Annotated in this window: 3 protein-coding genes; all 3 read left to right on the forward strand. The window is 74.5% G+C overall.

What is annotated here, in order from left to right:
* Positions 1-206: 206 nt before the first annotated feature.
* Entirely contained in the window at positions 207-1,085 is an 879-nt protein-coding gene (locus tag LCD33_RS15250) for an SAM-dependent methyltransferase (protein ID WP_224977976.1), read from the forward strand.
* Between the two features lie 82 nt (positions 1,086-1,167).
* On the forward strand, positions 1,168-2,580 hold the full coding sequence (gene xylB / locus LCD33_RS15255) for a xylulokinase (RefSeq protein ID WP_224962396.1): 1,413 nt from the start codon (positions 1,168-1,170) through the stop codon (positions 2,578-2,580).
* Between the two features lie 150 nt (positions 2,581-2,730).
* Positions 2,731-4,668 carry a UvrD-helicase domain-containing protein gene (locus LCD33_RS15260; protein WP_224977977.1) on the forward strand — a complete coding sequence of 646 codons (1,938 nt, stop codon included), beginning with the start codon at positions 2,731-2,733 and terminating at the stop codon, positions 4,666-4,668.
* Positions 4,669-4,970: the final 302 nt, after the last annotated feature.

Below are 4,970 nucleotides of genomic sequence, written 5' to 3' on the forward strand. Positions count from 1 at the left end.
TCGGGGGGGTGGGGGCGCGGCCGGGCGGGGGCGCCCCCCCCCCCCCCCGGCCCGGGGGCGGGGGGGGGCGCCCGCGCCCCCCCCCCCCCCGCGGAGGGCGGGCGTTCGATCGCGATCCGGCGGCCGACCGGGCGATCGGATCCGGCCGGACAGTGCTTATACTGTTCGTGACAGTGCAAGTGTCACGATCGGTTGTGAGGTGCTCGATGCCTGATCGTTCCGGTGTCGAACCCGCCCGTCTCAGCTGGACGCGCCCCGGATCCGGCGCGACCGCCGTGGCACCCGGAACGCCGGTGCTGAACACCCGGAGTCCCAGCGTGGCGCGGTGCTTCGACGCGCTGCTCGGCGGCAAGGACCACTACGCCGTGGACCGGGCCGTGGTCGACGCCGCCCTGGAGATCGCCCCCGGCCTCGTCGTCGCCACCCAGGACCACCGGGAATGGCTGATGCGGGTCGTGCGCTACCTGGCGGGCACCGTCGGCATCGACCAGTTCCTCGACATCGGCGCCGGCCTCCCCACCGGCGAGAACACCCACGAGGTCGCGCAGCGCGCCAACCCGGACGCGGTCGTCGTGTACGCCGACCACGACCCGATGGTCTTCTCCCACGGCCAAGCGCTGCTCGTCGACAACGACCACACCCACTTCGCGTTCGCCGACCTCACCGAACCGGAGACGCTGCTGGCGCTGCCCGCCGTGGCCCGCAACATCGACCTGTCCCGCCCGGTGGCGATGCTGCAGGGCGCCACGTTGCAGCACGTCGCGGACGGCCGGTCGCCGCACCGCGTGCTGGCGCGGTACCTGGACGCGTTCGCGCCCGGCTCCTACGTCGCGATCAGCCACCTGCACAGCCCGGCGGACCCCGCGCACGCGGCGCCCCCCGCGCAGCTGGAGAAGCTGATGCTCGCCGAGCTCGGCACCGGCTGGTTCCGCGGGCGGGCCGAGATCGAGGCGCTGTTCGACGGCACCGAGATCACCGAACCCGGCCTGGTGCGCCCTCTCGACTGGTGGCCGGACGGCCCGCGGCTGCGCGCCCGCGTACCGGCGCAGAACCTGTTGCTGTGCGGGGTAGGCCGCAAGCCCTGACCGGTCCACCGCGCACCCGGTCGCACTCGGTGGTCTGGCAGGATTCCGACGTTGCACCGGGCGTTGAGGTGGAGGCTGACCCGTGTTCGTTCTCGGCATCGACAGTTCGACCCAATCCACCAAAGCGGTCGTCGCCGACGCGGAGACGGGCCGGGTCGTGGCCGAGGGCAAGGCGCAGCACCCCACCGGGACCGAAGTGGACCCGTGGGCGTGGTGGACCGCGGCGCGCGACGCCATCGAGCAGGCCGCCGCGCACACCCCCGGTGAGATCGGCGCCGTCTCGGTCGCGGGCCAGCAGCACGGCATGGTCGCGGTCGACTCCGCGGGCGACCCGGTGCGGGATGCGTTGCTGTGGAACGACACCCGCTCCGCGCCGCAGGCCCGCGCCCTGGTCGCCGAGCACGGGGCGGCGGTGATGGCGGAGCGCACCGGTTCAGTGCCCGTCGCGAGCTTCACGCTCACCAAGCTGGCCTGGCTGGCCGAGCACGAACCGCACCGCGCCGACCTGGTGGACCGGGTGCTGCTGCCGCACGACTGGCTGACCTGGCTGCTCGCCGGACGGCCCGAGCGGGCCTGCACCGACCGCGGTGACGCCTCCGGCACCGGCTACTTCGCGCCCGCCACCGGGGAATGGCTGCCGGACCTGCTCTCCGCCGCGATGGGCGGCCGGAGCCCGCGGCTGCCGGACGTGCTCGACCCGGCCGGATCCGCGGGCCGTGCCACGGGATTCGCCCCGTTGGAGGGGGCGCTGCTCGGCGCGGGCACCGGCGACAACATGGCGGGCGCGCTCGGCATCGGTGCCGGGCCGGGCGACGTGGTGGTGTCGCTGGGCACCTCCGGTACCGCGTTCGCCGTCGCCGAGCACCCCAGCGCGGACGAGACGGGCCTGGTCGCCGGGTTCTGCGACGCCACCGGCCGCTACCTGCCGCTGGTGTGCACGCTCAACGCGGCCCGGGTGCTCAGCGGTGCCGCCACGATGCTCGGCACCGACCTCGCCGGGCTGGACCGGCTGGCGCTGGAGGCGGCACCCGGCGCGGGCGGGCTCACCCTGCTGCCCTACCTGGAAGGCGAACGCACCCCGGACCTGCCGGACGCCACCGGCACGCTCGCCGGGATCCGCGGCGGCAACATGACCCCGCAGAACCTGGCCCGCGCCGCCGTCGAAGGCATGCTGTGCGGCCTCGCCGACGGGGTCGACGCGCTGCGGGCGGCCGGGGTGGAGGTGCGGCGCGTGCTGCTGATCGGCGGTGCCAGCGAATCGGCCGCGGTGCGCGCGGTCGCCCCCTCCCTGTTCGGGGTGCCGGTGGACATCCCGGAAGCCGCCGAGTACGTGGCGCTCGGCGCCGCGAAGCAGGCCGCCTGGGTGCTGTCCGGCGCCGCCGCACCGCCCGAGTGGGAACTGCGCTCCAGCCGCTGCGACGCCGCGAACGCCTACCAGGGCGATGCGGTCCGCCACGCCTACCACGCCACCCGCGAACGCCTGCACGGCGTCTGATCCCCCTGCGCGGCAAGGAGAACCGCCCGGACGGACCAGCGAGCGCTGCGGCGATCGGGTGGTCCGCGCCGCGGAACGCCGACCCGGCCGGGAACCCCCGATACGTTCGATCACGGTCCGGATCATCGGGGAACGCGGAGGTTCGCGAGGATGAGCACCGATCACCGCGGGGAGAAGCTGCGCCGCGCCGCGGAACGCGCCGTCGCCGCCTACCCGTCGCTGGCGAGCTGGCAGCGGCAGGTGCTGGCCAGGTTCCTGGTGGAGGGCCGCGGCGGCTGGCGCACCCACGTGCACACCGCTTTCCCGGACGTCCCCGCCGGCCACCCCGACGCGCTGCTGATCGGCCCGCTCGGCGTGCTGGCCGTCCTCGTCCGCGACGCCGAACCGGAACCGGGCGAAGTCCGCGCCGCGCTGCGGCACGCGACCGAGCCGTTCATCGGCGTGCGCACCTCCGCCGGGGTCGTCAGCGAGTCGGTGGTCCGGCCCGTGGTGGTGCTGCCCGCGGGCGCGGAACCGTCGAAGCGATCCGCCGGTCACCACCTCGTGGTGCCCGGGGCGACGCTGGACCGGGTGCTGCGGAAGGGAGAACGCAGGCTCACCGGGCGCGACGTGGAGTCGCTGCTCGGGCGTCTGGGCGAGTCCGCGTTCCTCCCGCTCGTGCCGCGGCAGGACACGGCCCCCGCGGGCGCCGGGGCCGAGCTGTTCGACCTCGACGACCTGGCGAAGGACCGGTTCGACGCGGTGCTGGACGGCCCGTTCGAGTCCTGGCTGACATTCCTGGACGACTCGCAGCACGCGATGGTCCGCCGCGACTACAGCGGCCCGGCCCGGATCAGCGGGCCCGCGGGCACCGGGAAGTCCGTGGTCGCCCTGCACCGGCTGGTGCGGATGGCGCGGAACAGCGTGGGACCGCTGCTGTTCACGACCTTCGCCAGCAACCTGCCGCCGATCGCGCAGCGGTCCTTCCACCGGCTGGCCCCCGAACTCGACGGGCGCGTCCGGTTCGACCACCTGCACCGCTGGGCGCGGGAGTTCCTGCGCAGCCGCGGGAACGAGCTGCCGGTCAAGTCCTCGGCGGACTGCTTCTCCCGCGCCTGGTCGAAGTTCGGCAAGCACACCAGGCTCGCCGAGCTCAACCGGCACGAGTACTGGCGGGACGAGATCGACCGCGTCATCAAGGGCCGCGGCATCACCGCACTCGCCGAGTACCAGGGCCTGCACCGCACCGGACGCGGCCTGCGCTTGACCGCGGCGGACCGCGAACTGGTGTGGCGGCTCCACGAGCACTACGAGCAGATCCGCCGGGAGCGCGGCCTGCACGACCACAACGACGTGTTCACCGAGGCGTGCGCCGAACTGGAACGGGAACCGCTGGAGCGGCCGCTGGCCGGCGTCGTCGTCGACGAGGTGCAGGACATCACGCTCGTCGGGCTCCGGTTGGTGCACGCCCTCGCCGGGGACGGGCCGAACCGGCTGCTGCTCGTCGGCGACGGGCAGCAGCAGATCTACGCCGGTGGCTGGCGGCTCGTCGACGCGGGCATCCCCATCCGGGGCCGTGGCGAGGTGCTGCGCACCAACTACCGGAACGCCTCGCGGATCCTGGAATGGGCGCAGCGGTTCGACGCCACCAACCAGGTCGACGACCTCGACGGTGCTCCCGGGTTCTCGCTGCGCGAGTCGGTGGCGACGTACCACGGTGGGGACGTGGTGCCGTGGAAGGACCCGGAACGGCTCGAAGACGCGCTGGTCGCCGCCGTGCGCGACCGGCCCGAACCGGACGACGTCGCGGTGCTGACGTTCGAGAAGTCCGCCGCGGACCGGTGGCGGGACGTGTTGCGCCGCAACGGGATTCCGGTCCGGAACCTGGACGGCTGGGCCGGGGAACGGGACGGTCGGGTCAGCGTCGGCACCGTGCACCGCGCGAAGGGCCTGGAGTTCCGCGAGGTGTTCGTCCCGGAGCTCCCCGCCGAGGACGGGGACGACGATCGCGACCGCGATCTGCGGGAACTCGCGCAGCGCGCCCGGCTCGTCGCGCTGACCCGCGCCCGGGACCTGCTGTGGGTGGGGCCGCCGCGTGCCGCCGGGTGAGGCCGGAACGGAGGAGCCGCGGCCGTGCCGGGGGAATCGCGGTGGCGGACCGGCCCGTTCGGGCTGAACCGCGCGGAGGACCCCGGGACACCGCCCTGCTTTCGGTGCCGCGTCGAAGGAGAGGAGAGCCGCGTTGTCCGAACCGGGTGCGGTCGTCGTGATCGTCGTGCTGATCCTGTTGCTCGTGCTGGTCGGGTCCGCGTCCGGGAAGTCCGGCGGACGCGGGGGCGGGGGCTGGCACGGCGACGGCGGCAGCGGTGATGGCGGTGGCGGAGACGGCGGTGGCGGTTGCGGTGGCGACG

It is taken from the genome of Saccharopolyspora sp. 7B (genome assembly GCF_020177435.1).
Lineage (GTDB): Bacteria > Actinomycetota > Actinomycetes > Mycobacteriales > Pseudonocardiaceae > Saccharopolyspora_C > Saccharopolyspora_C gregorii.